At 64.4% G+C, this 26,656-nt stretch carries 19 protein-coding genes and 1 tRNA gene; 13 read left to right on the top strand and 7 right to left on the bottom strand.

Features of this window, described 5'->3' with window-relative positions; translation table 11 throughout:
• Positions 1-128: 128 nt before the first annotated feature.
• Both ABHM97_RS03870 and ABHM97_RS03865 read right to left on the bottom strand, forming a co-directional pair.
• Entirely contained in the window at positions 129-1,958 is a 1,830-nt protein-coding gene (locus ABHM97_RS03870; protein ID WP_349469665.1) for an AMP-dependent synthetase/ligase, read from the bottom strand.
• Positions 1,959-1,968: 10 nt separating this feature from the next.
• Positions 1,969-3,657 carry a dolichyl-phosphate-mannose--protein mannosyltransferase gene (locus ABHM97_RS03865; protein ID WP_502921258.1) on the bottom strand — a complete coding sequence of 563 codons (1,689 nt, stop codon included), beginning with the start codon at positions 3,655-3,657 and terminating at the stop codon, positions 1,969-1,971.
• Between the two features lie 272 nt (positions 3,658-3,929).
• On the opposite strand from ABHM97_RS03865, the gene rsmI reads away from it, so the two are divergent.
• Positions 3,930-4,811 (top strand): 16S rRNA (cytidine(1402)-2'-O)-methyltransferase, encoded by an 882-nt coding sequence (rsmI, locus tag ABHM97_RS03860; RefSeq protein ID WP_257369016.1) that lies wholly within the window; start codon positions 3,930-3,932, stop codon positions 4,809-4,811.
• A gap of 160 nt (positions 4,812-4,971) precedes the next feature.
• Positions 4,972-6,453: an NAD-dependent succinate-semialdehyde dehydrogenase gene (locus ABHM97_RS03855; RefSeq protein ID WP_211713185.1), complete on the top strand. Its 1,482-nt coding sequence runs from the start codon at positions 4,972-4,974 to the stop codon at positions 6,451-6,453.
• A gap of 129 nt (positions 6,454-6,582) precedes the next feature.
• Here ABHM97_RS03855 and ABHM97_RS03850 read toward each other — a convergent pair whose 3' ends face one another.
• From ABHM97_RS03850 to ABHM97_RS03840, 3 genes are read right to left on the bottom strand one after another with little or no spacing between them, the layout of a single operon-like run.
• Positions 6,583-9,078, bottom strand: a complete 2,496-nt coding sequence (locus ABHM97_RS03850; protein ID WP_349469663.1) for a transglutaminase TgpA family protein — start codon at positions 9,076-9,078, stop codon at positions 6,583-6,585.
• The gene (locus ABHM97_RS03845) at positions 9,075-10,541 is read right to left on the bottom strand and encodes a DUF58 domain-containing protein (RefSeq protein WP_349469662.1); all 1,467 of its coding nucleotides are present in this window, start codon (positions 10,539-10,541) and stop codon (positions 9,075-9,077) included. Before ABHM97_RS03845 ends, ABHM97_RS03850 begins: the two co-directional genes overlap by 4 nt.
• Positions 10,542-10,552: 11 nt before the next feature.
• A complete protein-coding gene (locus ABHM97_RS03840) occupies positions 10,553-11,641 on the bottom strand; it encodes an AAA family ATPase (protein ID WP_349469661.1) in 1,089 nt (362 codons plus the stop codon).
• 172 nt (positions 11,642-11,813) lie between these two features.
• Here ABHM97_RS03840 and ABHM97_RS03835 point away from each other — a divergent pair, with 172 nt between their 5' ends.
• The 5 genes from ABHM97_RS03835 (at position 11,814) to ABHM97_RS03815 (ending at position 17,947) form a co-directional block, all read left to right on the top strand.
• Positions 11,814-12,710 carry a TatD family hydrolase gene (locus ABHM97_RS03835; protein WP_349469660.1) on the top strand — a complete coding sequence of 299 codons (897 nt, stop codon included), beginning with the start codon at positions 11,814-11,816 and terminating at the stop codon, positions 12,708-12,710.
• Positions 12,711-12,999: 289 nt separating this feature from the next.
• Positions 13,000-14,160 carry a resuscitation-promoting factor gene (locus tag ABHM97_RS03830; RefSeq protein ID WP_349469659.1) on the top strand — a complete coding sequence of 387 codons (1,161 nt, stop codon included), beginning with the start codon at positions 13,000-13,002 and terminating at the stop codon, positions 14,158-14,160.
• 26 nt (positions 14,161-14,186) lie between these two features.
• Positions 14,187-15,068: a 16S rRNA (adenine(1518)-N(6)/adenine(1519)-N(6))-dimethyltransferase RsmA gene (gene rsmA, locus ABHM97_RS03825; RefSeq protein WP_235519382.1), complete on the top strand. Its 882-nt coding sequence runs from the start codon at positions 14,187-14,189 to the stop codon at positions 15,066-15,068.
• A complete protein-coding gene (locus ABHM97_RS03820; RefSeq protein WP_349469658.1) occupies positions 15,065-16,057 on the top strand; it encodes a 4-(cytidine 5'-diphospho)-2-C-methyl-D-erythritol kinase in 993 nt (330 codons plus the stop codon). The genes rsmA and ABHM97_RS03820 overlap by 4 nt, the downstream gene beginning before the upstream one ends.
• 51 nt (positions 16,058-16,108) lie before the next feature.
• On the top strand, positions 16,109-17,947 hold the full coding sequence (locus ABHM97_RS03815; protein WP_257368626.1) for an ABC-F family ATP-binding cassette domain-containing protein: 1,839 nt from the start codon (positions 16,109-16,111) through the stop codon (positions 17,945-17,947).
• Between the two features lie 146 nt (positions 17,948-18,093).
• On the opposite strand, the gene ABHM97_RS03810 is transcribed toward ABHM97_RS03815, so the two are convergent.
• Together ABHM97_RS03810 and ABHM97_RS03805 are read right to left on the bottom strand one after the other, a co-directional pair.
• A complete protein-coding gene (locus ABHM97_RS03810; RefSeq protein ID WP_349469657.1) occupies positions 18,094-18,495 on the bottom strand; it encodes a VOC family protein in 402 nt (133 codons plus the stop codon).
• A gap of 122 nt (positions 18,496-18,617) precedes the next feature.
• Entirely contained in the window at positions 18,618-19,217 is a 600-nt protein-coding gene (locus tag ABHM97_RS03805; RefSeq protein WP_235519747.1) for a TetR/AcrR family transcriptional regulator, read from the bottom strand.
• Positions 19,218-19,494: 277 nt separating this feature from the next.
• Between ABHM97_RS03805 and ABHM97_RS03800 the strand changes: the two genes are divergently transcribed.
• The 6 genes from ABHM97_RS03800 to ABHM97_RS03775 all read left to right on the top strand — a co-directional run bounded on the left by ABHM97_RS03800 (position 19,495) and on the right by ABHM97_RS03775 (position 26,618).
• Positions 19,495-19,566 (top strand) — tRNA-Gln (locus ABHM97_RS03800).
• A gap of 134 nt (positions 19,567-19,700) precedes the next feature.
• Positions 19,701-21,182, top strand: coding sequence for a bifunctional UDP-N-acetylglucosamine diphosphorylase/glucosamine-1-phosphate N-acetyltransferase GlmU (glmU, locus tag ABHM97_RS03795; RefSeq protein ID WP_284986144.1), 1,482 nt, complete (start codon positions 19,701-19,703; stop codon positions 21,180-21,182).
• Between the two features lie 2 nt (positions 21,183-21,184).
• A complete protein-coding gene (locus tag ABHM97_RS03790) occupies positions 21,185-22,165 on the top strand; it encodes a ribose-phosphate diphosphokinase (protein ID WP_011774071.1) in 981 nt (326 codons plus the stop codon).
• 307 nt (positions 22,166-22,472) lie between these two features.
• On the top strand, positions 22,473-23,048 hold the full coding sequence (locus ABHM97_RS03785) for a 50S ribosomal protein L25/general stress protein Ctc (protein ID WP_235519390.1): 576 nt from the start codon (positions 22,473-22,475) through the stop codon (positions 23,046-23,048).
• Between the two features lie 111 nt (positions 23,049-23,159).
• Positions 23,160-23,744, top strand: coding sequence for an aminoacyl-tRNA hydrolase (pth, locus tag ABHM97_RS03780; protein WP_349469656.1), 585 nt, complete (start codon positions 23,160-23,162; stop codon positions 23,742-23,744).
• A gap of 141 nt (positions 23,745-23,885) precedes the next feature.
• Positions 23,886-26,618: a helix-turn-helix transcriptional regulator gene (locus tag ABHM97_RS03775; RefSeq protein WP_349469655.1), complete on the top strand. Its 2,733-nt coding sequence runs from the start codon at positions 23,886-23,888 to the stop codon at positions 26,616-26,618.
• Positions 26,619-26,656: the final 38 nt, after the last annotated feature.

Here is a 26,656-nt window from a genome sequence, read left to right as displayed (position 1 = left end):
GGGCCAACGTTATGAGGGGAGGAGGAGCCCTTAGATTGTCAATGGCTCAATTAGGTGGCAAATACGGCCGAATTAGGTGGTAGAACGGTGCAACTAGGTGGTGGTTTGAGCCTGCCTAGGTGCCGGAGCTACTTTCCGTAGAGCTTCTCCACGATGGGCGCGAAGTCGCTGACGACGGCGGCCCGCTTGAGCTTCAACGACGGCGTCAAGTGCCCGGACTCGACGCTTAAGTCGGCAGTGATGAAGGCGAACTTCCGGATGGACTCCGCTTCGGAGACGAGTTTATTCGCTTCGTCCACTGCGGACTGAACCGCGGCCTGCACCCGGCTGTCCCCGGCCGCTTCCTCGACGGAGAGGGACACCTTGTTTACGGCACACCAGTCTGCAAGCCCTTCCGGGTCCAGGCTCACCAGCGCTGCGACGAACGGCCTGCCGTCGCCAACCACCACTGCCTGGCCCACCAACGGATGCTCCCGGAGCTTCTCCTCCAAGGGAGCCGGAGCCACGTTCTTCCCGCCGGCCGTGACCAGGAGGTCCTTTTTCCGTCCCGTGATGGTCAGGAAGCCGTCCTCGTCCAATTCGCCAAGATCGCCCGTCCGGAAGAATCCATCGACGAAGGCTTCGGCGGTGGCGGTTGGATTGCCGTGATAACCCTTGAACACGCCGATTCCCTTGACCAGGATTTCGCCGTCCGGGGCCACCCTCACGGTCGTCCCGGGCAGGGGGATCCCCACTGTGCCGATTCTTGTCATGCTGGGTGTGTTGACCGTGCAAGGTGCCGTGGTCTCGGTCAGACCGTAGCCTTCCAGCACGGGAACGCCTGCGCCATGGAAGAAGTGGTTCTCACGCAGGCTCAGGGGACTGGCGCCAGATACGGTGTAACCCACCTGGCCGCCGAAGACCTCACGGACCTTCGGGTACAGGAGCTTGTCGAAGGTGCTGTGCTTGAGCTTCAGGAGCCAACCGGGGCCTGGCCCCTTGCCGCGCGCGGCGAGGTCGACCGCCGTCGAATATTCAACAGCGGTTGCCGAGGCTGCGGCGAAGAGCGCGGACTTACCGCTCATGGCAGCTTTGTGTCCGGCGCCGGCGTAGACCTTCTCGAAGATGCGGGGGACTGCCAGCAGGAACGTTGGCTTGAACGTTCCGAGGTCGGCCATGAGCCCGCTGGCGCCGGCGCTGTGCCCCAGGGTGATGCCCGCCGTGAGGCACACCACTTGGACAGCACGTGCGAGAACATGCGCCAGTGGCAGGAACATCAACGTCCGGGCGTCCTGCTGCATCAGCAATTCGGGCAGGAAAGGAATGACGTTGCGCGCCACCAGCACAAAGTTGCCGTGCGTGATTTCGCAGCCTTTGGGCTTGCCCGTGGTGCCGGAGGTGTAAACGATGGACGCGACGTCGGCGAGCGTTGCGGCGCTGCGCTGCCGCTCCAGCTCGGAGTCCATGATTCCGACGCCGACGGCGGAGACGCTGGTCAGGTTGGGGGCGTCGCCGTCGTGCTCCATCCTCACAATGGTGACGGGGTCGTCTCCCAGCGACGGAGACTTGTCCACCACATCGTGGACGAGGCTGGCTTTCCCTGCGTCCTCCACGAAGATCCGGCGTGCCCCGGAATCGGCCAGTATCCACTCAATCTGGCTGGCGGAGGACGTCTCGTAGATGGGCACGGTCACACCACCGGCCATCCAAATGGCAAAGTCCACCAGAGTCCACTCGAAGCTTGACCGCGACAGTACCGCCACAGGGTCGCCAGGGTTCAGGCCGCCGGCAATCAGCCCCTTGGCCAAGGCCGTGACGTCGGCGAGGAACCTGGCTGCTGACACGTTCAACCAGCCGTTGGGGGTGTTATGGGCGTAGAGGATGCCGAAGGGATCCTTGGCACAGCGTTCCAGGAGGAGGTCCGTCACGTTGGTGTCGGGATCGACCTCCACCAGAAGATCCGTGCTTGCTTCCCTCACTTCTTGCCTCCTAAATCCACGACGGCATCCACATTCTCATCCGCCACTCCTGGTAGCTGATCACCTCGGCAGTCAGCACCGGGTAGAAGAACGCGGTTGCAAGAACTGCCAACACCAACACCAAACCCACAATGTAGAGCCCCGACCGCCTCCGCCACGGCGGGTCGCTGCTGCGTCCCAGGACCAAACCAAGCACGTAGGCCAGGGCCAGGACCAGGAACGGCTCGAAGGACACCGCATAGAAAATGAACATGGTGCGCTCGGGGTACATGAACCACGGCAGATAGCCGGCGGCCACACCGGCAAGGATGGCTCCCGCACGCCAGTCCCGGCGCCCGGCCCACCAGAACAACAGGATGACCAACGCGACGGTTCCACCCCACCAGACCACCGGGTTCCCCACCGGGAGGATAGCCGAGGAACAGGTTTCCACGACGCAGCCCGCCGTGCCCTGCTTGGGGGACTGGTAGTAGAACGACGTAGGCCGCCCCATGACCAGCCATGTCCACGGGCTCGACTCATACGGGTGGTCGGCACTGAGGCCTTGGTGGAATTTGAACGCTTCCAGGTGGTAATGCGCCAGGGACCGCACAGAGTTCGGCAACCAATCCCAGCCGGGAGCCGGATTGGTGGCTGCCCACTGGCGGTAGTAGGCGTCCTTGGAGAGGAACCAACCTGTCCATGTGGCCACGTAGGTGAGGGCAGCGACGGGGATGATGGTGACGAACGCAGGCAGGCCGTCCCTGATGATGCCGGCGCTGAACCAACTGCGGATGCCGGCGACACGGCGCGCGCTCATGTCCCAAAGGACTGTCATCAGGCCGAACGCGGCAACGAAGAAGAGCGCTGACCATTTGGTGCCCACCGCCAGGCCAAGGCACAGGCCAGCGACGAGCCGCCACCAGCGCATTCCCAACCATGGGCCAGCGACGAGTTGGCTGGGGGTGGGCATACGTCCAGGCGAAGCAGCCGCCTGCGCGGCGAGCCGGGCAGCAAGCCGGCGTCGGCCGTCGTCGCGGTCCAGCAACAGGGCGCCGAAAGCGGCCAGAATCCAGAACGCCAGGAAGATGTCAAGGAGTGAGGTCCGGGAGAGAACCAGGTGGTGGCCGTCGATCGCAAGCAGGAGCCCGGCAACGACGCCCAAGGTGTGGGAGCGGAAGAGCTTCAACGCTATGAGCGAGACAAGGAACACCGTCAGCGTGCCCGTCAGCGCTGCGCTGAAACGCCAGCCGAAAGGATTGTCGCCGCCGAAGAGCCACATCCCGAACGCGATCATCCATTTACCCACCGGTGGGTGGACAACATATTCGGGCGTGTTGAGCAGGACGTTTGGGTTGCCGGCGTTGAATGAGTCGTTGGCCTGGGCCGGCCAGCTCCGCTCGTAGCCGCTCATCAAGTATGAGTAAGCGTCTTTGACGTAATACGTTTCGTCGAAAACCAGGCTATGTGGCTCGCCGAGGCGGAAGAAGCGCAGGATTCCGCCCAGTACCGCGGTGATGGTGGGGATCAGCCAGAACCACAAACGCAACGACGCCGGGTAGTCGCGCCAGCTCTGCACCTCGCCGATGAGACGGGCGCGCAGCGCGGTGGCGGTGAACGCCTCCGCGGGCCGGGCTATCCACCGGTGGCGCTCCAAGCCGCGGCCAGGCAGGGGAGCGCTTGGGGTTGGCGAGGCTGGGTTTGTCGAGGCCGACGCCAACCCGTCAGGGCCTGGAGTTCCGGTGTTGCCCGCCGAGCTGGACTGCTGAGGGTCACCGAGGGCCTCGGGGCCGACTGTTTCGGCGGTCGCGGAAGACGCCTCGGGCGTGCCGGAAGCTGTGGCAGGAACGGGCGACTGGTTCACCCGCCCATGCTACCTTTCGATCCTTATGCCAGCGTTGAGGTGCGGCGCGGAGGGCAGTGCGGCATTAGGCTTGGCAGGTGGACGAAGAACGCAACACCCCGGACCTGGCTCCTTTCGGCGAAGAAGATATGGACGGGGCACCCCTTTTGGAGAGTCCACCATCCAGCGGAACCCCGGGTGTTGGCAGGATCGTACTGGCGGCGACCCCGATCGGGAATGTTGGCGACGCATCGACCCGCCTCATTGAGCTCCTTGGGACTTCGGACATCGTGGCAGCGGAAGACACCCGGCGCCTGCACCGGCTGGTTACCGCACTGGGCGTGGAGGTTACCGGCCGGGTCATCAGCTACCACGAACACAACGAGGTGGCCAAGACCGGCGAACTGCTGGACCACGTGCGTGCAGGCAAGACCATCCTCATGGTCAGCGACGCCGGCATGCCTGCGGTTTCGGACCCTGGCTTCCGCCTGGTTGAAGGGGCGGTCGCGGCCGGACTGACTGTCACCGCGGTTCCTGGCCCCTCCGCCGTGCTCACGGCGCTGGCCCTCTCCGGACTGCCCACGGACCGTTTCTGCTTCGAAGGGTTCCTGCCGCGCAAGTCCGGTGAGCGGAACTCCCGCCTGGTAGACCTCGCCGACGAACGCCGCACCATGGTCTTCTTCGAGGCGCCGCACCGGCTCGAAGTGATGCTCCGGGCGCTGCATGAGCGCTTCGGTGCCGACCGTCGCGCCGCTGTCTGCCGTGAACTGACCAAAACGTACGAGGAAGTCATCCGCGGTAGCCTCCGTGAACTCCTCGAATGGGCTGAAAACAACGAAGTCCGCGGTGAAATTGCCGTCGTTGTCGGTGGTGCGCCTGAACAGGAACCCGGCAAGCCCGAGGACCACGTTGCAGCTGTCAACGAGCTGATTTCCCAGGGTATCCGCCTGAAGGAAGCCGTGGCAGCGGTGGCAGAGGACGCCCGCGTCAGCAAACGGGAACTGTACTCGGCGGTCCTGGCAGCCCGCTGATCGTTGCTGTGCAGCTGCACAAATAGGCGCCCGCTTGGCAGTGCGCGAAGGCGTAGACACTCCTTCCGGCTGGGCAGTACCGTGGCAGTAATTCAAGCCACTTCTGGCAAGGAACCCTAGTGGTGCAACACTCCAAAGCACCCAAGACGAAGGAGTCGCCATGACTGTCACGGTTGAACGCGAAAGCGAACTGCTGGCTTCCGTTCCCACCGGCCTGCTGATCAACGGTCAGTGGCGCCCGGCAGGATCCGGTAAGACCTTTGATGTTGAGGACCCCGCTACGGGCAAGGTCCTGCTCAGCATCTCCGACGCCGGTGCTGAAGACGGCGCCGCCGCCCTCGACGCCGCGGCTGCCGCCCAGGCTGATTGGGCCCGCACCGCCCCACGCGAACGCGGCGAGATCCTGCGCCGTGCCTTCGAGCTCGTCACCGAGCGTGCAGAAGACTTCGCACTCCTGATGACCCTGGAAATGGGCAAGCCCCTGGCCGAAGCCCGCGGCGAAGTGACCTACGGCGCAGAGTTCCTGCGCTGGTTCTCCGAGGAAGCGGTCCGCGTCTCCGGCCGCTACTCCGCAGCACCGGATGGCAAGAACCGCCTGCTCGTGCAGAAGAAGCCGGTTGGTCCCTGCCTGCTGATCACCCCGTGGAACTTCCCGCTGGCCATGGCCACCCGCAAGGTAGCCCCGGCCGTCGCCGCTGGCTGCACCATGGTCCTCAAGCCTGCCAACCTCACCCCGTTGACCAGCCTGCTGTTCGCGCAGGTCATGCAGGAGGCTGGCCTCCCCGCTGGTGTCCTGAACGTCATCCAGACCTCCACGGCAGGCGCTGTTACCGGCCCGCTGATCAAGGACGACCGTCTCCGCAAGATCTCCTTCACCGGTTCAACGCCGGTCGGCCAGGCACTGATCCGCGAAGCCGCGGACAAGGTCCTGCGCACGTCCATGGAACTTGGCGGCAACGCCCCGTTCGTCGTCTTCGAGGACGCTGATCTGGACAAGGCCGTTGAGGGCGCCATCGCCGCGAAGATGCGCAACATGGGCGAGGCCTGCACCGCAGCCAACCGCTTCATTGTGCACGAGTCCATCGCCGACTCCTTCGCAGAGAAGTTCGCAGCCCGGATCGGCGCATTGACCACGGCCCGCGGCACCGAAGCAGAGTCCAAAGTCGGTCCACTGATCGACGGCAAGGCCCGCGACGGCGTGCACGCCCTCGTCACGGAAGCTGTGGAAGGCGGAGCTGAGGCAGTCACCGGTGGTGCCGCAGTTGACGGTCCCGGCTACTTCTACCAGCCCACCGTGCTGAAGAACGTGGCCGAGGACGCCCGTATCCTTCGTGAAGAGATCTTCGGGCCGGTTGCCCCGATCATCACGTTCTCCACTGAGGATGACGCGGTTCGCCTGGCCAACAACACCGAATACGGGCTGGTTGCCTACGTCTTCACCAAGGACCTCAACCGTGGCCTGCGGATCAGCGAACGCCTTGAAACCGGCATGCTGGGCCTGAACGCCGGTGTCATCTCCAATGCCGCTGCTCCGTTCGGTGGTGTCAAGCAGTCCGGCCTGGGCCGCGAAGGCGGCTCCGAAGGCATCGAAGAGTACCTCTACACCCAGTACGTAGGTATCGCGGACCCGTACGCCGACTAGGCAGCACAGGATCCGGTCTGCCGCTCTCGCAACAAGAACGGCTGACACATGCTGGGGCCCGGCCCCGGAACCACAAGTTCCGGCGTCGGGCCCTTTGCTGTAGTACAGGTAACAGTGTGGCCGGGCGCGTCAGCGGCGCTCGGGCAGCAGCCCCCGGAGCGCCCGCCACCACCGGGCCACCGTCCACCCGAGCCACTTTCCCAGCGCCCCAACAGCCCGGAACGGTGCACCCAGGGCGTGGACCCAGCGGCGCATCATCGACGGCGCCAGCCAGTCCGCGCGGAAGCGCACCAACCAGGTCGCGTTGTTCCGCAACGATTCACGGACGACGGCGATGCGCGTCGCCGCTGCGGGGGCGGCCTCCGCGGGGCGACCATAGCGCTGCCGTTCGAAGTCCGAGGTGAGCGAGGCAACCGCTGCGTGCGCGGCGTCGTCCATCCCGCCAACCTCACCCAAAGCGGGACTCGAGCGGAGCTTGGCGGAGAAGTGCCTTGGCGTCTCGCTGGGCGTTGACTCCACCCCGTAGTCAGTGGCGAGGTCCTGCAGTTCATCCCACGCCAGCTGCGGTGCTGCATCTGCAGAGCCTGGCGGTCCATCATGGGAATCACCTGGAGGCTTCCGGTTGAGGCGCCGCCGGCGGAGCATGCTCCTGCTCAGCCGGGGCGAGCACAGGAAGCCGATCAACAGCAGGACCCCGGCAGCGATGGCAACCATGGCGGGGTATGGGTTGACGCTGGCTGTCGTCGTTGCCGGCGTGTCAACGCCGGGCAGGGGGACAGGGGCAGTTGCCGGTGGGGCCTGCGTGGTGGGGACGTCTTTTTCATCCGCGTTGGTGCTGAGGTTCCCCGCGGTGGAGCTTTCCGAAGCGTACTCCGGGACGACGCCCCGTGACGGCGTGGGTTCGAAGGGAACCCAGCCAAGGCCCTCAAAGTACAGTTCCGGCCAGGCGTGTGCGTCCCGGGCATCAACTTCGTACTCCGGGAACGAGCCTTGGCCCACCAGCGCAACTGACTCGCCGGTGAGGCGGCCGGGGGCGTAACCAACGGCGATCCGGCTTGGGATGCCCTCAGCCCGCGCCATCACGGCCATGGCAGATGCGAAGTGCACGCAGTATCCGCTCTTCACGGCAAGGAAGTCAGCCAGCACCGAGAGGCCGTTTCCGTCGTAGCCGTTTTGGACGGGGGCCTGCAGCGAGTAGGTGAACTCACCGGAGCGCAGGTATTTCTGGATGGCCAATGCCTTGGCGTAATTATTCGCCGCAGGGCGTGTCACCGCATCTGCTGTCTGGCGGACGATCTCCGGCAGGCCGTTGGGAATCCGCAGGAAGTCATCGGAGATCCCCTTGGGTGTGGGCGCAGCCTGGGCCAAAGCTTTCGCCGTGACCTTGGGTGCGGCAGAGAAAACGACGTAGCGCTGGGCGCGGGTGGTTGTCTCCGAGCTCATGATGCTGAGGGTCTGCGGATCCCAGGTCCAGTTTCCGTTGAGCCCGTTCACTGACGCCGGCGCGAAGGGCACAGGGAGGTAGGGGCTGGTGAACAGGCCCGCGTTGACTGAGGTCACGGCGTTTACGACGTCGCCCTGGACCGAGTAGCCTGTCTCGATCCTGTCGGCACCGGCCCGCCTTTGCGCTGCCCGGTCATCCGGCGCCCAGGTCTCGCCGTCGAAATGGTCAATGGTGACCGAGCGCAGATACAGTGCGGAGCCGGAACTTGTGGCATACGTTATCCGACCCGAACCAATGGGGCTGCGGAGGCTGTTGCCCAACGTGATCATGGGGTTCAGGCCGTTGGAAGTGCCCCACGGACTCAACCTCGATCCCTGCGGGAACGTACCCGTCTCGAAGCCGGGAATGGCCAGCGGGACCACCATGGCCAAAGCGAGCGCCAGCCCGCCCGTGACGACGGATCGGCGAAACTGGCCGGAACCGCGCCCCGTCCCTGTCTGGAACCGGGCGTCGGGGGCGAACCAATGGCTGCACCCGAGGATGAGGAGATATCCCACGGCCGCGCCGAGGAACCCCGGCATGCCCACGCTCTGGGGCTTGATGGTGGCCGGAACCACCATGATGGCAATCAGCCCAATTCCGCTGGCAGCCGGCATGGCCAGCGGAACAGCCAGCGCATCCACCAGGATCACCAGAAGGCCAAGGCAGGCACACATCACAAAGACGATGCCCGCATTGGGCGCCACCGGAGCGCTCTCGGAGACTACAGTCTCGCCGGCGCGCTTGATGAGGCGCCCGACGGCGGTCAACGTACCGGGGGTGGGGATGAAACCAGCCAGGCTGTCCTGGCGGCAGAAAATGAAGCTCAGCACACCCGTGAGGCTCGCCAAGGAGCCGAGGGTGGCCAGGATGGGCCGGGCGCCGAGGGCCCGCAGTCCGGCCAGGGCAAGCGAAACCACCACGACAGTGGTGATGAGCGGCATGAACCAGGCCCAGCCCCTCAGCACACCGTTCAAGGACAACGCGGCTCCAAGGACTGCCACCGCGATGGATCCGGCCATGACCCACGGATACAACCCAGGCCCAGGCCGCCGCGGCTGGGTCCTCCTGGGCTGGTCCTGACCGGGTTTTCCGCCGGGTTGGGTCGCGGGTTCGGGGGAGCGGTGCGAAGTGGCAGTCATCGGGGGACCGCCGCCCCGCGCCGCACGTCCATGGCTGCGCCTGCGGCCGCGACGATGCCGCCCTCATCGAAGGAGGACCATGCTGCGACCAGGGACGTCCGGGACGTTACGGCGGCGACCCGCCAGCCGGCTTGCCGCAGGATTTCCAGCACGTCGTCGTTGCTGCGTGAAGAGTCGGTCATGACCAAGGCGAAAGCATTCGCGCCGTAGGCTGCGGCCGGGGCGAGGGCCCGTGCCTCGGCGGCGGTCATGGTCCCGACCAAAGCCAACAACGGGCCCCGCAGGCGGTGTGCCGCGAGCTTGTCCATGAGCCGGTCATCGAACACGGAATCCTCTGCGCCGGCACCGGACTCGCGGTGGTCAGGACCGTGGTTGCCCTGGCTCCGCTGGTCCGCGCGGGAATGCTCCATCCGATGGTGGTCGCCCCGGACGTGCCTGGGGCCGCTGAGCTCTATGGCGGCCAGCCCCTCCGCGACCGCATGCAAGCCGCCAACACCTGCGAACTCCTCCGTGTCCGGCTCCGGCGCCGAACGGGAACGGAGGAAGGCCGGGCCGCCAAAGGAATCCAGGACCCGCAGGGAATAGTTCCGCTCCGCCAGGTGCCCGGCGATGGACATGGCAGCGGTGACCATCCACTCAAAGCTGGGGCTGGTCACCAGGTCCGAATCGTCGTCGTGGGCTCCGAACCCGGAGCCAGGGCCGCCTGAAAACGCGGTGAACCGCTGGTCCAGGATCAGGGTGGCTTCCGGCGTGGTGACGGACTCCTCCTGCCGAACCATGAGTTGGCCATGGCGGGCGGTGGCAGCCCAGTGGACGCGGCGCATCGGGTCCCCGTGCCGGTACTCGCGGGTCATGATGTCGTCGTCGCTGGGGTTGGCCCGGATCCGTGTCGCAGTTACGCCGTCGTTGCCGCGCGCTCCTGCCAAGCCCGTAGCGGGAAGTTCGACGGCGGCCGGCGTCACGGTGAGGATGTCGCCGTCGTCTATGGAATGGCGGCGCAACGACAGGCCGAAAGGGTCGCTGAACTCAGCGGTGACCGGACCGATCCGGAACTGGCCCCGCTTGCCCGACCGCAAATGGTATTCATAGCGGCTGGTGCCGCCGGAAGCCGACCGGGCCGGGAAACGGAAAGCGGGAGGTTCGCCGAACCGGGGCGGGAGTTGCTCTTCCATGATTACGTGGCCGCTGGTGTACGTGGACCGGGCAACGGCCAGGCGAACCGTGGTGGTATTGGCTGTTTCCACTGTGGAGGGATTGAACTCCCGATACACCTGGAACTTCGGCTTGAGCACCCGGACGCCTGCCAGCGAGACCAACGGCAGGATAAGGAGGAGGACCGCCAAGGTCAGCAGGTCGCGCCTGCCCATGACGTACGCACAACCGAGTGCCAGGGCGCCCGCAGCCAGCAGTCCCCATCCGCGATTGGTGAACAAGTGCTTAGGAAGCCGATCCACGAGTGCCATATGCCCGCCTCCTAAGCGGTGTGCCGGTCCCTGCGGCCTTGGCCGGGCGTTTCCTGTGCCACCGGCAGGGAAGCGAGGATGCCCCGGAGGATGCTTTGCGGTGTGTCGCCGGAACTCGTTGCCTTGCGGTCCAGAATGATCCGGTGTGCCAGCACCGACTCGGCCACGTCCACCACGTCGTCGGGGAGGACGAAGTCACGTCCATCGAGCGCCGCTGTGGCCTTGGCGGCACGCAACAGCTGCAACAGGGAGCGGGGGCTTGCACCCAGGCGGAGGCGGGCGCTGTCGCGGGTAGCCCGGCCGATGGCAACCGTGTATTCCTTGATGGCCGTGGACACATACACCTGCTGGACCGCAGCAATCATGGCAGCAACATCGTTGGCCGTCACCACAGGGGTCACGTTGACCAACGGCGAGGATGCCTGGTGCGTCTCAAGCATCTCGATTTCGGCGTCCTTGTCCGGATAACCCATGGAGATCCGGGCCATGAACCGGTCGCGTTGGGCCTCAGGCAGGGGGTAGGTGCCTTCCATTTCGATGGGGTTCTGCGTCGCCACCACCATGAAGGGAAGACCCAGCTGGTAGGAGCGGCCGTCCACTGTCACCTGGTGCTCCTCCATGCACTCCAGGAGGGCTGACTGGGTCTTGGCGGAGGCGCGGTTGATTTCATCGCCGATCACGATGTTCGCGAAAACGGCACCCGGCCGGAACTCGAATTGCCGTGAGGACTGGTTATAGATGGACACGCCCGTGACGTCCGAGGGCAGGAGGTCAGGGGTGAACTGGATGCGTGAGACCGTACAGTCCACGGTCCTGGCCAATGTCTTCGCCAACAGTGTCTTTCCTACGCCCGGCACGTCCTCCAGAAGAAGGTGTCCTTGGGCGAGCAGGACAGTCAGTGCCAGCTTGGCCGCGTCCGCTTTCCCGTCGATGACCTGGCCGATGGAGGCCAGGATGCGTTCACTGGCGTCGTGGAACCGGTCCGCGTCCATGACCTGTGGCTTGTGCCCGTTCAGGGCAGCGCCATCGTGGGGACGTTCACTGTAGGCCTGGTCATCGAGGGGCGAGGGTTCAACAGTGACTTGTCGCTTGGACTCCATGGATTGCCCTTCAGCCGTGGCCACACACCAGCAAACCCGCTGGTGCTGGCCGCCTTTCCGTTCCAGACTACCCAGAGTTTGGCCGTCGCTGACATAGTGCTTCCGGAATTTATGTGCCAAGTGGAATTTATCTTCTCCGTTCCGAGGACCGCGGTCCGATTAAGGTGGAAAGATGTGCAACTCCCTCGCCCCTGCTCCGTACCGCGCGCCTGCCGATGCAACCGAACCCACGGATGCCCGAAAGGAATATCCGCCGCCGCCCGAACCCCTGCCCGTGCCGGTCATGGACAACCACACCCACCTGGACTTCCGGCACGGCCTCATCGAAGTCTCCGTGCGGGACGCCATGGACGCAGCCGAGGCCGTGGGCGTGCAGGGCGCCGTGCAGGTGGGCTGCGACCTTGAGTCGTCCCGGTTCACTGTCCAGGCCGTGGAGAGCGATGCGCGCCTGCTCGGAGCCGTGGCCATACACCCCAACGATGCGCCCATCTATGCAGGCCGCGGTGAGCTGGAAGCGGCGCTCGCAGAGATCGAGGAATTGGCTTCCCACCCGCGGATCCGGGCCATAGGCGAGACCGGGCTGGATTTTTTCCGGACCCACGGTGAAGGTTTGGCCCATCAGCGGTATTCGTTCCGGCGCCACATCGACATAGCAAAAAGGCTGGGTCTGACCCTGCAGATCCACGACCGCGACGCCCACGATGATGTGGTGCAGGTGCTGGGGGAGGAGGGAGCCCCGGAGAGGGTGGTCTTCCATTGTTTCTCCGGCGACGCGGAACTGGCCAGGATCTGTAACGACAACGGTTGGTACATGTCATTCGCTGGGACCATGACCTTCAAGAACGCGGGGAATCTCCGGGAGGCATTGGCAATCGCCGAGCCCAGCAGGATCCTGGTGGAAACGGATTCGCCGTTCCTGACTCCGCACCCGCATCGAGGACGGCCGAACGCGAGCTACATGGTTCCGTACACAGTCCGTTCCATGGCAGAAGTGACAGGAAATGACCTCGCCGAGCTGTGTTCGCGGTTGGCCGAAAACACGCTGCGGGCCTACGGATCATGGGCCTGATGCCTGTTTGAGGGCTGGCTTAGGGCCTCTCCAATGGATACCGGGTATGCAGATGTCTTGGTCGCTTTATAACAGATCGGTTACTGTGTTAAACAAATAGCCGGGGTCGGGGAAGGCCTTCGGACAACTGGGCGGGTTGATTCCGTGCCCACAAGTTGAATGATTTTGGCGGCGCAGATGCCGGCAGCAGGAGTGGGACCAGGCTTGTAGCCTGGCCCCTCCGTTTTGCGGCTGGCATTTCTTCTGTGCTTTTCCCCGTGCCCGGATGGTCTGAGAGTAATGGGCAATCGTGATCAAGTTCTTCACAACGGATGGCAAGTTCAGCTTCCTCAAAGTCGGAGCCCAGCTGCTGGTTGTTGCCGCGCTGGTAGTCGGTGTCGTCGCCTTCGTGGGCAACAACAAGACAGTCACGCTTAACGTCGACGGCAAAGTGAGCTCCATCCAGACCTTCGGCGGCACTGTGGACCAGGTGGTCAAGGCAGCCAAGGTCGAGCTGAAGGACGCAGACCGCGTTTCCCCTGCATTGGACAGCAAGGTCGAGAACGGCTCTGTGGTCAACGTCAACCTGGCTAAAGCCGTCTCCATTGAGTTGGACGGTGCCCGGAAGACCGTCAACACCACCGCTCCGGACGTGGCAGGCCTGGTGAGCGAACTCGGAGTGGCAAGCTCCGCCGAAGTGTCCCAGCCCAAGGAAGCCTCACTCCAGGTGACCGGCTCCTTCGTGTCGATCTCCACTCCCAAGACCATCAGCCTCGTCGCTGACGGCAAGGACACCAGCACCACGACGACGGCGCCCGATGTCGCCACAGTCCTCAAGGACGCCAAGATCATCGTCGGAGCAAACGATCGTGTGTCCCAGCCGGACAACGCTCCGATCGTCCAGGACATGGTCATCAAGGTTTCACGCGTGGATACCAGCAAGACCGACCAGGCCACCGAAGAAGTTCCTTTCGACAGCGTGAAGACCGACTCCGCCGACCTGTTCAAGGGCGAAGAGAAGGTCACGCAGAAGGGCGTACCCGGCTCACTGACGAAGAACTTCAAGTTGGTCATGGTTGATGGCCGCGAGGCATCCCGTACCCTCGTTTCCAGCGACGTCACCACCAAGCCTGTCACCGAGCAGGTCAGCGTCGGCACCAAGGCGCGCCCTGTCGCCACCCCGGCCAAGGCCGCCGCAGGAGCACCCACGTCCAGCGGTCCCACCGGCGCCCCGAACGAGGCCATGTGGGACAGGATCGCCCAGTGCGAATCCGGTGGAAACTGGTCCATCAACAGTGGTAACGGCTACTACGGCGGCCTTCAGTTCTCCGGTCCTACGTGGTTGGCCAACGGTGGCGGCGCTTACGCTGCCAACGCGAGCCTCGCCACCAAAGCCCAGCAAATCGAGATCGCCAACCGCCTCTACGCAAAGAACGGCCTCAGCGACTGGGGCTGCGCGCACGCAGCCTAGGTCCGCGCAGGCGATACGATACCTAGGTGACTGAACCGAATTCCGATCCCGCCGCCGTCGCGCCTTTGCTGGGCGCCACAGACATTCGACGGCTCGCCGAGGAAATCGGTGTACGCCCTACAAAAACCCTGGGCCAGAACTTTGTGATTGACGGCAACACGATCCGTAGGATCGTGGCTGCCGCCAATATCGACGCCGGTGAGACCGTTTTGGAGGTCGGCCCGGGCCTGGGTTCCCTCACCTTGGGCCTTCTCGACGCGGCCAAGTCAGTAGTAGCTGTGGAGATAGACCCGGTCCTGGCCGGGAAGCTGCCGGAAACGGTTCGGGCTTGGCGCCCGCACGCCGAAGAGAACTTCCACCTGGTGCTCTCGGACGCCATGAAGGTCACTGAACTGCCGGTGCCGCCCACGGCACTGGTAGCCAACCTGCCCTACAACGTGGCCGTACCAGTGGTGCTGCACCTGCTCCAGCATTTCCCGAGCCTGCAGCACGGGCTGGTGATGGTGCAGGACGAGGTAGCTGACCGTTTGGCCGCAACTCCCGGATCCAAGATCTACGGCGTGCCCTCCGTGAAGGCCGCCTGGTATGGGCACATGCGCAAAGCAGGGGTCATCGGCATGAACGTGTTCTGGCCCGCACCTAAAATCCACTCAGGGCTTGTGGCGTTCACACGCCATGATCCGCCGCAGACGCACGCCACCCGGGAACAGGTTTTCGCCGTCATCGATGCTGCCTTCGCCCAGCGACGCAAGACCCTCCGCGCAGCCCTGGCCGGTTGGGCCGGCAGCGCGGCTGAAGCGGAGCGTTGCCTTGTTGCAGCCGGTGTGGACCCGACGGCCCGCGGCGAAGTCCTGGATATTTCTGCCTACGTCAAAATCGCCGAAGCCCGCCACCCCGTGGACGCATGACGCCGGGCACCCGTAAACCGAGCAGCCTGCCGTTCGTGGGGGATCGCTTCCATGCCCGGACAGTGCGGGTTAAAGCTCCCGGAAAGGTCAACGTCTCCTTGAGCGTGGGCCCCCTGCGGGCCGACGGCTACCACTCGGTGGCCAGCGTCTACCTCGCCGTTTCCCTGTACGAGGAAGTAGCGGCTACCAGTACCGAGGCTGAGGGAATCACCATCAGCATCAGCCCGGACAGCACGCTTGACCTGGACGGCGTGGACATTCCGCTGGATGAGCGGAACCTCGCCTACAAGGCCGCGGCCATCATGGCGGAAATGTCCGAAAAGCCCACGGGCGTCCACCTGGAAATCACCAAGCGCGTACCCGTTGCGGGAGGCATGGGCGGCGGTTCCGCAGATGCCGCAGCGACGCTGCTCGCGTGCGATGCCTTGTGGAACAGTGGACTGTCCCGCGAAGAACTCGCGCACCTGGCTGCCGAGTTGGGCGCAGACGTGCCGTTCTCGCTCCTGGGGGGCACCGCCGTCGGCCTTGGCGTGGGCGACAAACTTTCCCCGGCGTTGGCCAAAGCCCAGATGGACTGGGTGCTGGTCTTTGCCGATTACGGGCTATCAACTCCCGATGTGTTCTGCACCCTTGACGGACTCCGGGACTCCGAAGGGGCGGACATTCCAGAGCCCGTGGACGTGGATCCCACCATTCTCCAAGCCCTTCGCCACGGTGACCCCGAGACACTGAGCCGGGTCCTCATCAACGACCTCCAAAGGGCTTCCATCACGCTCGCTCCACAACTGCGTGACACGATCGGCCTCGGCGAAGCACGCGGGGCGTTGGCCGGAATGGTCTCCGGCTCCGGCCCCACCATTGCGTTACTGGCGCGGGACTCCGTCTCCGCCTCTGTCCTCGCCGAAGAATTGACCCACCGGGGCCACACCGCGGTCGCGGTGCACGGCCCCGTTCCCGGCGCCCGGATCATCTCCGATACCCTCCTGTAGTACCCCTCCGGCTTTTTGTACCCGCATTCCAGCAGTAGAAAGTAGTACCCATTGGCCCACCTGCTCGGCGGCGAAAACCTCACGGTTTCGTTCGCGACCCGCACTGTCCTCGACGGCGTCACCCTCGGTTTGGAGGACGGTGACCGCATCGGCATGGTGGGCCGCAACGGCGACGGCAAATCAACCCTGATGCGCCTGCTCGCCTTGCGCTCAACGCCCGATTCGGGCCGCGTGACCAAACGCGGCGACGTTACCGTCGGCTACCTTGACCAAGGGGACGTGCTCGACGGCGACCTCACCGTGGGCGCTGCGATCGTCGGCGACCGCGCGGACCACGAATGGGCCGCCAACCCCAAAATCCGCGAAGTCATGGGCGGACTGGTGGGCGACGTCGACTGGCACGCCAACGTCCACGCCCTCTCCGGTGGACAGAAACGCCGTGTCGCGTTGGCCAAGCTGCTCATCGAAGACCACGACGTCATCATGCTGGACGAACCCACCAACCACCTCGACGTCGAGGGTGTTGCCTGGCTTGCCCGCCACCTCAAGTCGCGTTGGCGAGCCAACCAAGGTGCCTTCCTGGTGGTCACCCACGACCGCTGGTTCCTCGACGAAGTCTGCAACTACACCTGGGAAGTCCACGACGCCATGGTGGACATGTTCGACGGCGGTTACGCCGCCTACGTTTTGGCGCGCGCCGAGCGTGACCGGATGGCCGCCGTCGTCGAAAACAAGCGCCAGCAGTTGGTCAAAAAGGAGCTCGCGTGGCTTCGCCGCGGTGCCCCGGCCCGAACGGCAAAGCCCAAGTTCCGGATCGAAGCCGCCAACGACCTCATCGCAGACGTGCCCGATCCGCGCGACTCCGTGGCGCTCAGCAAGATGGCCACCGCCCGCTTGGGCAAGGACGTCCTGGACCTTGAGAACGTGTCCCTCGACTTCCTCGACGGCGAGGACGGGCAGAAGCTTTTCGACAACATCACCCTTCGGCTTGCACCGGGCGAACGCCTGGGACTCGTGGGCGTCAACGGCGCGGGCAAGTCCACCTTGTTGAAACTGCTCAACGGCGAAATCCAGCCCACGTCCGGCAAAGTGAAGCGCGGAAAGACCGTGGTCACCGCTGTGCTCACGCAGGACGTCAAGGAACTCGACGACGTCTCGGACCTGCGCGTCATAGAGGTCATTGAGCGCGAGAAGCGGTCCTTCAGCGTGGGCGGCAAGGAATTCACCGCGGGACAGCTCGTGGAACAGCTGGGGTTCACCAAGGAAAAGCAGTGGACCCCGGTCTCCGACCTTTCCGGTGGTGAGCGCAGGCGCCTGCAGCTCCTGCGCCTGCTGGTGGGGGAGCCCAACGTCCTCATGCTCGACGAACCCACCAACGACCTCGACACCGACACCCTTGCCGCCGTCGAAGATGTCCTGGACGGTTGGCCCGGGACGCTCGTAGTCGTTAGCCACGACCGCTACCTCCTGGAACGGGTCACCGACAACCAAATGGCGTTGCTGGGCGACGGCAAACTCCGTGGGCTGCCTGGCGGCGTAGACCAGTATCTTGAGCTGCGCGAAGCTGCCCTGGCCTCAGGCGCGGTGGGCGGCGGCTCCGGCGCGCCGACTTCTGCCAGTGGGGCTTCCACTTCCTCTTCGTCCGGGGCTCCTTCAGGTGCCAGCGAAGCCGAAAAGCGCGAAGCCCGCAAGGACCTCAACAGGATCGACCGCCAACTTGGCAAGATCGCCCAACAGGAAGAAAAGCTTCACACCCAGATGGCTGCGAAGTCCGAATCCGGCGACTTCGACGCACTCAGCGATCTCAATGCCAAGCTCCGCGAATTGCTCGACGAGAAAGAGGGCCTGGAGCTCGAGTGGTTGGAGGCCGCCGAAATCCTGGGCGAGTAGTTCGGGCTGGTGGGGACGCAGCGGCGCGCATCCTCTGCGTGCTGCTCCTTCGTCGCTTTGACGCACGCTGCCGGATGCCCGCCGCTGCTCCAACGCTCGCTCACGTCCCGCCGGTTTGGGCGGGACGCTCGCTCACGTCTCGAGTGCTATTCGGCGGCCTCGTAGCCTATGAGCCAGTGGAGGCCGTGACGGTCCACAACCTGGCCGTCTGATGCGCCCCACGGTTTCTGCGCCAGCGGGTCGACGATCCGGCCGCCGTCGGCAAGCTTGTCGAACCACTCGTGCAGGACCGCAGGCTCGGCCGCTCCGAGCAAGCTAAGCATGGCTCCTTCGATGCGGACGCTCTCCTCACCCGCCGCTGCGTCAGCGCCGGCCAAGGCAACAACTCCGCTCAGGACCCCATGGGCGATGGCGTCCGCGGGCCCGTCAGTGCGTGAGAAGTCCTGATACGAGTGAAGGGTTAGTTCTCCGCCAAAGATTTCCGCGTAGAAACCCAGGGCTTCGCGGGCAGTACCTGGGAAGAGGACATAGATCTGGGGTGCTGTCATGGGCAAATCCTACGAAAACGGCCCGGTTTCTCCTGCGCTGACACGTTGTTGGCCCGCTTCTCCGTCGTTGCCCAGCGACGCAATTGCGGGTTGGCGACGGAACTAGGGGAGAAAGGGGGGGCTCAGCCCTCGGAGCGCAGCTCGGGCTCTTTCTGCAGCCCCGTGAGCCCGTTCCAGGCAAGGTTCACCAAGTGGGCTGCCACTGCACGCTTGTCGGGTTGGCGGCTGTCGAGCCACCATTGGCCAGTCATGGCCACCATGCCCACGAGCATTTGCGCGTACATGGCACCGTCGGCTGCGCTGAAACCCCGACGGGCGAATTCGTCCGACAGCAGGTGCTCTACGCGCGCCGTGACATGCGAGAGCAGGGTTGAGAAGGCGCCCTCGGGCTGGGAAGGTGGGGCGTCCCGCATGAGGATCCGGAATCCGTCCGTGCGGTCTTCGATGTAGCCGAGAAGGGCCAGTGCGGCACGCTCCACCAGGACGCGGGGCTTGGCGTCGGCGCTCAGTGACTCGGTGATGGAGTCCAGGAGTATCCGGAATTCGGTCTCCACGACTTGGCGGTACAGACCCTCCTTGGACCCGAAATGTTCGTATATGACCGGCTTGGACACGCCGGCCGTGGCTGCGATTTCCTCAATGGTGGTGCCGTCCAGCCCACGGGCTGCGAAGAGTGCGCGGCCGATGCCAATGAGCTGGGATTTGCGCTGCTGCCCAGTCATCCGAACGCGCACTGCCGGAGTGTTGTGGGCGGCCTCAGCGGGCTCGACGGCGGCCACTGGCCGGGAGATTTCAGTGCGCTTGCTCACGTGACCATCATGCCCCAGGTGCCAGCCGGTAAGGGCGAAGGTGGTGTTCATTGGAGCGTCACCGATGGGGTGGCGGCCAGCCGAGTCGCGAACCACGCAAAGGTCATGGCAAACTAGATTCTTGTGTGTGCATCCCGGTGAGCCGGGAAGCCCCCGGGCCCTGCCGCCTGGAGGTGTCAACCATGCACGGTCCGCTCTGGTGTAACGGCAGCACCCCGGCCTTTGGAGCCGTGGAGTATAGGTTCGAATCCTATGGGCGGAACGGTCGGAAAATGCGCTCCTCTTTGTTCCTGGAACGGCACCTGGAACGGCTTGAACGGTGCCTGGGTCCAATGTGGGATGGCAGCATTCCGAAGCCGGGTTACCCGGGACATACCGAGCAAGGAGAGCCAGTACGTGAGCCCCGAAACCACCGGTCCCGCAGCGGTCATTGTTCTGGCCGCCGGCGCCGGAACGCGCATGAAGTCGCGGACTCCCAAGATTCTCCACGAAATCGGCGGGCGCTCCATGGTGGGCCACGCTCTCCTCGCCGCCCGTTCCATCTCGCCGCTGAAGCTGGCGCTTGTTGTCCGCCACGAGCGGGACAGGGTTGCGGAGCACGTCACTGCGCTGGATCCCGAGGCGCTCATTGTTGACCAGGACGAGATTCCCGGCACCGGCCGCGCGGTGGAAGTCGCGCTCACAGCGCTCGACGCCGAAGCTGAACTCACCGGCACGGTTGTAGTGACCTACGGCGACGTTCCCCTCCTCACAGGCGAACTGCTCGGTGAACTGGTGACAACCCACGAAGCCGAGGGCAACGCAGTGACGGTGCTCACCGCGGTCCTGGACGATGCCACCGGCTATGGCCGGATCCTCCGCGCCGAAGACGGAACTGTCACCGGCATCCGTGAGCATAAAGACGCGAGCGAGTCCGAGCGCAGCATCCGCGAGGTCAACTCCGGCATCTATGCCTTTGACGCAGCAGTCCTTCGGGATGCACTCAAGAACGTGACCACGGACAACGCCCAGGGCGAGATGTACCTGACCGATGTCCTCGGTCTGGCGCGCGACGCCGGCGGCCGGGTTGCCGCCGTCGTCACCGAAGACCGCTGGCAGGTTGAAGGTGCCAACGACCGCATCCAGTTGTCGGCGCTGGGCGCTGAGCACAACCGCCGGATCGTCGAGGCCTGGATGCGGGCCGGCGTGACCGTCGTGGATCCCAACACCACCTGGATCGACTCCACCGTCACCCTGGACGAAGACGTCCGACTGCTGCCCAATACGCAACTTCACGGTTCCACCACAGTGGCGCGTGACGCCGTCGTCGGACCTGACACCACCCTCACCGACGTCACCATCGGCGAAGGCGCGAAGGTAACCCGCACGCACGGTTCCGGCTCGGCGATTGGTGCCAAGGCAAGCGTGGGACCGTTCACGTACCTCCGCCCGGGCACGGTGCTGGGGGAGACCGGCAAGATTGGCGCGTTCTATGAGACCAAGAACGTGACGATCGGCCGTGGTTCCAAGCTTTCGCACTTGGGCTACGCCGGCGACGCCGAGATCGGTGAGGACACCAACATCGGCTGCGGCAACATCACCGCCAATTACGACGGCGAGAAGAAGCACCGCACGGTCATCGGCTCCGGCGTCCGCACAGGTTCGAACACCGTGTTCGTCGCCCCGGTGACTGTTGGCGACGGCGCGTACAGCGGTGCCGGCGCCGTGATCCGCAAGGACGTCCCCGCCGGTGCCCTGGCCCTGAGCCTGGCCGCGCAGCGGAATGCCGAAGACTGGGTCATCTCCAACCGCCCAGGCACGGCCTCAGCACAGCTGGCCCAAGCCGCGCAGGCTTCCACATCCTCCCAATCCCCGGCAACCACAGAAGAGGGCAACTAGGCATGAGCGAAATTACCGCACACGGCGAGAAGAAATTGATTCTCGCCGCCGGAAGGGCGCATCCGGAGCTGGCGCAGGAAATCGCGAAGGAGCTGGAGACCGAACTCCTGCCCATCGACGCCTACGACTTCGCCAATGGGGAAATCTACGTCCGTTCGGCCGAGAGCGTGCGAGGCACTGACGCCTTCGTCATCCAGGCCCACCCGGCTCCCTTGAACAACTGGCTCATGGAGCAGTTGATCATGATCGACTCCCTCAAGCGCGCCTCTGCCAAGAGGATCACGGTCGTTTCCCCGTTCTACCCGTACTCCCGCCAGGACAAGAAGGGCCGCGGCCGCGAGCCGATTTCCGCCCGCCTCGTTGCCGACCTGTACAAGACCGCCGGCGCGGACCGCATCATGTCCGTTGACCTGCACACCTCGCAGATCCAGGGCTTCTTCGACGGTCCTGTTGACCACCTGATGGCCATCCCGCTGCTGGCTGACTACATCCGCACCAAGGTCGAGGCCGACAACATCACCGTTGTTTCGCCCGACACCGGCCGCGTCCGTGTCGCCGAGCAGTGGGCTGAGCGCCTCGGCGGCGCACCGCTGGCGTTCGTGCACAAGAGCCGCGACCTCACCGTTCCCAACCAGGCTGTCTCCAAGACCGTCGTCGGCCAGGTCGAGGGGCGCACCTGCGTGCTCATCGACGACATGATCGACACCGGCGGAACCATCTCCGGTGCTGTCCAGGTGCTGAAGAACGCCGGCGCCAAGGATGTCATCATCGCTTGCACGCACGCCGTGTTCTCCGACCCCGCGGCCCAGCGCCTGGCGGATTCCGGTGCACGCGAAGTGGTTGTCACCAACACGCTGCCCATCCCGGCCGAGAAGCGCTTCCCGTCGCTGACGGTGTTGTCGATCGCGCCGCTGATCGCCCGCGCCATCCGTGAAGTGTTCGACGACGGTTCGGTCACCAGCCTGTTCGACGGCAAGGCCTGATACCCAAGCCTGATGAAACGGGCCACCTGCCGCCTCCGGGCGTGCGGGTGGCCCGTTTTCGGTTTGAAGGGTGTTCGCTGCTAAACTCTTGGGGAATACCTTGGCGAGGGAGAGCACATCCGGTTCGCAGCAGTGTGAACCAGGGTTGCGGGTCTCCGTTATCGACTGGGTCTGCATCTCCTTCAACACAGGCGGAATGGCTGCACAGCGGCCAGTCTCAGCCGGGCGTAGAAGGTCTCCAGACCTCCGCCCTTGCTGATAGACCTGTCCGGCCTTCGCCGGACGCCACAGTAATCAAGGAGTACACATGTCTGAGCAGAAGCTCACCGCAGAACTGCGCACCGAATTCGGCAAGGGTTTCGCCCGCCGTGCACGCATGGCCGGCCAGATCCCGGCTGTCATCTACGGCCACGGCGCAGAGCCGATCCACATCAACCTGCCGGGCAAGGCAACCACGCTGGCAGTGCGCGTTTCCAACGCCCTCCTCGCGATCGACGTTGACGGCGAGCAGCACCTGACGCTGGTCAAGGACATCCAGCGCGATCCCGTAAAGCAGATCATCGAGCACGTTGACCTGCAGACCGTGAAGGCCGGCGAGAAGGTTACCGTCGACATCGCGATCCACGTTTCCGGTGAAGTTGCACCGGGTGCCGTTGCCAGCCTCGAAGCCACCACGGTTTCCCTCGAAGCTGAGGCAACCCACGTGCCCACCGCCGTCGAGGTCAACATCGAAGGCCGCAAGGCCGGCGAGAACGTCCACGCTTCGGACCTCGAACTCCCCAAGGGTTCCACGCTGCTCACCGAAGGCGACACCCTGGTGGTCCGCGTCGCTGAAGCCGCCGCCTCCGAGGAAGAAGAGACCACGGAGGCAGCCGCAGAGTAGTCTTCTGACTGCTTGAGGCTCCTGCCTTGAAATGGCCGGGTCCCCCTTGGGGTCCCGGCCATTTGCCTTTGCCCTTGAACACGGACCGTGACGCTTTCCTAGGATGGGATCATGACTGACACCTGGCTGATTGTCGGCCTCGGCAACCCCGGCAACGAGTACAGCAACAACCGGCACAATGTGGGCCAGATGGTGTTGGACGAGCTGGCTTCACGCATGGGCGGGAAGTTCAAGACCCATAAGGCCCGGGCCCAGGTGGTGGAGGGCCGGCTGGGCATTGGAGGGCCGCGGGTGGTGCTGGCCAAGCCCATGACGTACATGAACGTTTCCGGCGGCCCGGTTTCCGGCCTGTGCAACTTCTTTGACATCGCCCCGGACCACGTCATCGCTGTCCACGACGAGATCGACATCCCTTTTAACACGGTCAAGTTAAAAACAGGTGGCGGTGAAGGCGGACATAACGGCCTTCGGGACATCTCCAAAGCCCTCGGCACCAAGGACTTCTACCGCGTTCGCGTGGGCGTTGGAAGGCCGCCGGGACGAATGGAAACTGCCGACTACGTACTGCGCGATTTCGGCACCGCAGAAAAGAAGGATCTCCCGTTCCTCATTGACGAAGCAGCCGACGCCGTGGAGTTGCTCATGGCCCAGGGGTTGCTGGCGGCGCAGCAGAAACACCACCCCGCCAAAACTTGAGCAAATCTTGAGGAAAGCCTGATCAAAGCCTGACGATCCCCAGGACCCTAAGGCCTACACACTGTCGGCGCCCGAAGGTAGTGTGCATGGTACGCAGAAGAGCGGTGGGGGACTGTCGCGGATGTGTAGCTAAGGATGCGGATGTCGGCGGAGTTGCTAAACAGGAGCGGTGGAGGCGCAGCGAGGGCTGCGGCTCCTGATCTTGTGGGCGGCGCGACGGATCGGCAAACGTGGTCGCTCCTGGCACGAAGCCGTGATGTGTCCAAGGCAGTGCAGTTCCTTCAGTCCTCGGACTCCTCCGGCGTGGTCCTGACCGGTGATCGGGGGATCGGCAAGTCCGGCGTCGCACGCGCGGTCGTCTCCTCGCTGGGACCCAAGGTTCACAGCCTGCAACTGCGCAATACCGTGGCCGGCGCACAAACCCCCTACGGATGCCTTGGCTTCCTTCTGGCGCGTTTGCCTTCCGAGGCCGTCAGCTCGCCAACAGGCATCCTGCACGCAGTGACCAACTTGATCCGCTCAGAAGCTGCAGGTCGGGAGACAGTCTTCATCGTGGACAATGCCGGCGGTATGGATCCGATGAGCACGGGGGTCCTGTTGAACCTCATGGCCACGGGAACCGCCAAAGTGATCGCCACGGTGCAGCGTTCAAGCGAACTCCCCGCAGACTTCCACCGCCTGGTCCTTGAGGGCGAGCTCGCTGAAGTGCATTTGAACACGCTCAGCGAAGAACAGACAAAGCAGGTGCTTGGTTCCGTCCTCGGCCACTACGTTTCTTCCACCTTGGTGGGTTCGTTGCATTCTGCCGTGGGTGGTAACCCGATGCTGCTGCATGCCCTCCTGGAGGAGCAACGGCATTCAGGCAACCTGGTCCTCAATGATTCCGTGTGGACGCTCCGCGACCGGATCAAGCTTGAAGGCGCGACCGTGGTGGAGGACTTCGTCCGTTCCAGGCTGGCGCGCGAACCGCAAGCCAGCAGGACCGTCGTCGAAATCCTGGCTTGCGCTCAGCGCGCGACGCTCGTTGACCTGGCAGGCCTCGTTGATACGGACGTCCTGGTGGAGATGGAAGAGCGTGGCCTGCTCACGGTCGAACGCGGTGAGGCGCACTGGGTCTCGCTGCGGGACCCTTATATGGGTGAGGTTGTCCGTGGGTGGCTCAACACCCGTCGGATGAAGGAGCTTCGACTCATGCTCCACGGACCCAAAGAGCCCGACCTTCAGGGGCTGGCACCGCAGGACCTGCTGAGCTACGCAGCCTGGATGCACGCCTCAGAAGACGAGCCCACACCCTCTCCCTCCTTGGCATTGGCCGCAGGCAGGGCAGCTTTGGACGACTATGACCCCAACTTCGCCATCCAGTGCACGCAGTCACTTGACCCGAAGGACAGTGAGTGGGTCCCCGGACAGCGCCTGAAGGCTGCCGCCTACCTCATGCTTGATCTTCCCCTGCACGCCGCACAGGCGCTGGATGAAGTCTCAGAGGAGCATGTGTCCGCCCTGGACCCGCTGGAATTTGCCGAACTCACGGCCTCGAAATGCCAGGCCATGACGTGGATCGATGGCCGCTCGGCCTTGGTCCCCGGCGTCATCTCGGACGGACTGGAAAAGCTCGACGCCATGAACGGCGCACACCCGGCGGGGACCGTGGCCAAGGCACGGAACCGGCTCCAGCTGTGCAGCTACGAGTACAACACCTTCATGGGTGAGTACGCGGCCATGATTGATTCCTTGGAAGAGGAGCTGGACAACGACCCCGCCGAGGACATGGAGCACTGGTTGCGCTCGTCCTTGTTCCTGGTGGAGGCCCGCTGCATGATGGGCCGGGAGCTTGATGCCCAGGAGCTTGCCCGCGCCGTTTCGCGGCAGCTGGGAGATACGGACCGGCCCGCCCAGCTTGAGGAAGCATTCGCCAGGCACACATTTTTGGTCTTGTTGCTCTCCGGACAATGGCGGCAATGCATTGAGCTCGTCCGCCGCACCCCCTCACGATCGTCCCGCCTGCAGTACAGGGGCGCGCTCACTGAATTGGGAATCGGATTGGCCTACGCATACGCAGGGAAACCAGCCAGCGCGATCGAGCCCCTGCGGTCAGCGGTTGCGCAACTGGAGCTGCGCCCGGCCATGAACATGAACAAGGTAGGTTATGCGGCCACCGCATTCGCCTACGCCCAGCTGGGCAACTCGGTGGAGGCGGGCCGTTACTTGGACCTGTACCGCACCTGCCGGGGTGTTGGCACCTACTTTTCAGAGTCCGTTGCCGAGTTCTGCGCTGAGATGGCCGGGCGGTGGATGGGTGACAGGGACGTCAAGCAGCGGCTCATGGCCCGGGTCCGCAATGACTTGGAAAACCAGCGCTACACCACGGCCGGTATCTGCCTCTTCGGCGCGACAGTGGAAGGCACGGATGAGGAATACCGGCTTCTGGAAGACATCGCCGGCCACCGTCAAGGGCCGCTGGCCAGGATCTCAGCAGACCTGGCACGCGGAGCGCTGAACAAGAGCTCCAAGTCGATGCTTGCCGCCGCTGACGCTGCCTCGGCGCTGGAACTGTTGGTCGTCGAAGCACGGTGCGTGGCCATGGCCCTGGACTTTGCACGGGAAGCCGGCGAGTCCACAGCTGCCCGGACAGCCCAGTTGAGGCTCGAACGGCTGGAGCACTCGGTTTCGGCGCTGCCCATCCAGCCGCGCAGCGACGCGCCGGTGTTGACGGAACGGGAACGCCAAATTGCTAAACTCGCCGGAAAGGGTGTCAGCAATCGCGAAATCGCGATGGATATTGGGGTGTCTGTGCGAACTGTGGAAGGCCACCTGTACCAGGTGTTCACCAAGCTTGGTGTTTCGTCTCGAGGCGAGCTCAATGGGCTGCTGTGAGGTTGGACCCGGAAACCCCTTAGGGTCGGCACGGATTG

The organism is Paenarthrobacter sp. CAP02 (assembly GCF_040137855.1).
Classification (GTDB): domain Bacteria; phylum Actinomycetota; class Actinomycetes; order Actinomycetales; family Micrococcaceae; genus Arthrobacter.
Note: the sequence above shows the minus strand (reverse complement) of the source record. Positions and strands in the feature narration are given on the sequence as shown.